This is a genomic window from Nitrospirota bacterium (assembly GCA_030645475.1).
Lineage (GTDB): Bacteria > Nitrospirota > Nitrospiria > Nitrospirales > Nitrospiraceae > Palsa-1315.
In genome coordinates this window covers 1-2,927 of sequence record JAUSMA010000034.1, presented here as the reverse complement: position 1 = coordinate 2,927, position 2,927 = coordinate 1, and the positions used below count along the sequence as shown (strand labels likewise).

The window sequence follows — 2,927 nt, the reverse complement described above, 5'->3', positions numbered from 1 at the left end:
CTCCGGGACCCGAATCTCTGCGCCAACTCCATCGGCTCCCAAGAGGACCACACACTGGCTCAAGGCCTGAAGCCCAACTCCTTGCGCTTTAAGCACCGCCTCTTTTGAGACCCAGTAGCGGAAGAACCTTTCTGCACGCTGCTCCTGATCTGCTTGCATAACCCTGGTGTGTTCGGAAGGAGCAAAATACCGTTCAGAAAGCTTCACAACATCAATGTCCGGCCGAATTCGTTCGAGATCGACCCCGACCTCTTGCCCCATAGAAACGGCGATAAGCGCACGGCCATGGGCGTGGGACATATTGAATGTGATGGTAGGCTGACAGCCTAACTCCGTACTCAGGAAAGGCTTTCCCTCCGCACTGCGATGCAACGCTATCATGCCGGGACCGGTCCCCAAATATCGGCTAAGCACCGCTCGGAGACCCCCGTGCGCAAATATGTAGCGCGATCGATCTTCCTCTCGAACCAAGCGCGCCGCCCGATGCCACTCCTCCTCGTCTAACCACCGCCCGCAGCGTTCCAGACAGCGTGCCGATCCGTCGAGTTCAATTCCCCAGAGGTGAACAGCCTTCAGCTCAAGGCTGATGCGGCTCCGCCGCTCAACATCCGTAACACATTCACTCGACTGGAATGAAATCAGCACGGCTCATCCTCAAAGGAACTATTCAGCAGCATGAGGCCATTACGGGCGAAGACCGGCCGCTACGGGACTCACATACTCGACCATCTTGCCATCTTCTAGTTTAATGACCTGATCGCCGAGATGAAAATACCGGTCATCGTGTGTGATGACGACTACCAACTTCCCCCGCGTACGTAAGTCCGGAAGCAATGTCTTGTAAAAGATTTCCTTATACTGCGGATCTTGATCCGCCGCCCATTCATCGAACACATAGATCGGGCGATCCTCCAAGTAGGCCGTGAGAAGCGCCAAACGCTTTCGCTGCCCCTGCGAGAGATCGGTCGTCGAGAATGTGCGTTCATGCACCGTGACTTTCTGATCCATGTGCAGCAATCGCAAATATTGAGGCACGAGCCTCTCGGCCTGAGCGTCCGATTGGCCCAGAAGTTTCTTGAAGAGGTGAAAGTCCGAAAAGACGACCGAAAAATGCTCACGGTACCATTCCCGATTGGCATCGGTAATTCTCGTGCCGGCCAGCGTGACATCCCCCTGTGAAGTCTGATACAGCCCTGTAAGAACTTTCACAAACGTCGACTTCCCGCTCCCATTCCCTCCAATCACATACACCAGTTCGCCCGGATGCAGCTCAAGATTGATTGGACCAAGCGAGAATGGAGTCTCGACTCCTTTCTCTTCGCCGTACGAAAACACGACCTCGTTCCACCGCACAATAGGAGCGATCCTTGCCTCAATGCTTGGCACGGCGAACGTCTGGGTATCCTCGTGGCCGACGTCCAAAGACACGCCTAATCGTTCAATGTTCTCCAATGCCACTTGGCCTCGTTCAAGAGTGGGTAACGCCCCGATAATGCCCCAGATAGGGCCCATCATATAGAGGACGGCCACCACATACCCGGTCAGGGCCTCGGGTGACACCGTCACCACAGATGGAAACAGAAAGACGATGAAACCAATAAGGGCATAAAACGAAAACTGGGTCCAGGCTTCCGCCAGAGCTTGCCTCCGTGTGGCATCCAAGTTTGTGAGCCGATACGATTCCGCAGCCCCGCGTATTTCCTGATTGACGAATTCTTGCCGCCGAGCCCGATGCATCAACAACTCTTTCAGTCCGTCAGTGAGGGAACGAAAGTGTTGAAACAACGCGGCCCTGGCCTCACGAGCGGCATAGATCACGCTGAACGCGCTGGTATGCAGCCACTGATACCCCAGGGCACCAAGCAGGGTAACTCCAGCCACGCCCAAAAACGTACCCCACGACAACCAGGCAAGGTAGAACCCGCAACCCAGCACCACGGCCACATTCATGATCAACTGTGGAAAGCATTGGATCGCCCAAGTGACCCAACTGACGTCATCCGTCAGCGTCACAAGGATATGGGCAGCCCCTCGCTGCTCGGAGCGGCGCAACGGGGCCCGCACGATCTTCGAGCAGAGCGTCAGCGAAAGATCCAAAATCGTGTCTTGGCTGAATCGGACCAGCAGAAGCTGGGACCAGAGGTTGGACAGAAGCTTCCCGGCCACAAGGAAGACAAACCCCACCATCACGAGGTGCGAATCTTCGGAAGGATGATGAAGGACATGATTAATGAGCGCGATCACTCCGGCACTCAAGAGACCTGACATGACACCGGCTGAGACCATGAGCCAGGCCATCGCTTTCGACCGCTGCACAACAAAACGGATAAAACGTCTGAATGGCATTGCAAACCAATCTCACGCTCAAGAAGAAAGGAGATGAAATTACATACGCATAACGCGATCACTGCGATCGCAGAGGGTGTTATTCGTGGCATCAGCGGCGAGAAAGGCCTGAACACAGGTGGAGACGTCTTCCACGTGAGGTAGGGTGAAGAGAAGCCCTGAGTCCTCTGCAGCGACCTCCACGGTCTGACTCTCCCCACCTGCAAGAGCCTCCCAAACACGCCTCGTGTCGACGATCGATTCGGCTACGCGCCGTCTCGATGCCACGATATTCAAGAGTCGGCCGGAGTATGGACGGACAGCATAGCGGGCTACCGCGTAAAAAGTCGCCCGCGTCACTCGTTCAACATGCCAATGAGTCTCACGGGTCTCCTCCGTTCTTCTTTCGATCTCTAGAGATTCCCCGTGTAACATAGACACCAGCCGATTCACCTTGAGCTGAAGGAAAGGCCTCCAGTCTTTCAGAGATGTCCGGAAGAGCACTTGCGCATTCTTCCAGATTTTTCCGGCAACGAATAGGGGTAACCAGAGTCCCATCGTCCAATTATTGCGATGGTTCCGATAGGAGCTCGGATGCCAGG

Annotated in this window: 3 protein-coding genes; all 3 read right to left on the bottom strand. The window is 55.1% G+C overall.

What is annotated here, in order from left to right:
• Positions 1-645 (bottom strand): 4'-phosphopantetheinyl transferase superfamily protein (locus tag Q7U76_08245; GenBank protein MDO8356361.1); only part of this gene is annotated, 645 nt, incomplete at its 3' end.
• A gap of 39 nt (positions 646-684) precedes the next feature.
• Positions 685-2,346, bottom strand: a complete 1,662-nt coding sequence (locus Q7U76_08240; protein MDO8356360.1) for a cyclic peptide export ABC transporter — start codon at positions 2,344-2,346, stop codon at positions 685-687.
• A 39-nt stretch (positions 2,347-2,385) separates the two neighbouring features.
• Positions 2,386-2,927 (bottom strand): hypothetical protein (locus Q7U76_08235; protein ID MDO8356359.1); only part of this gene is annotated, 542 nt, incomplete at its 5' end.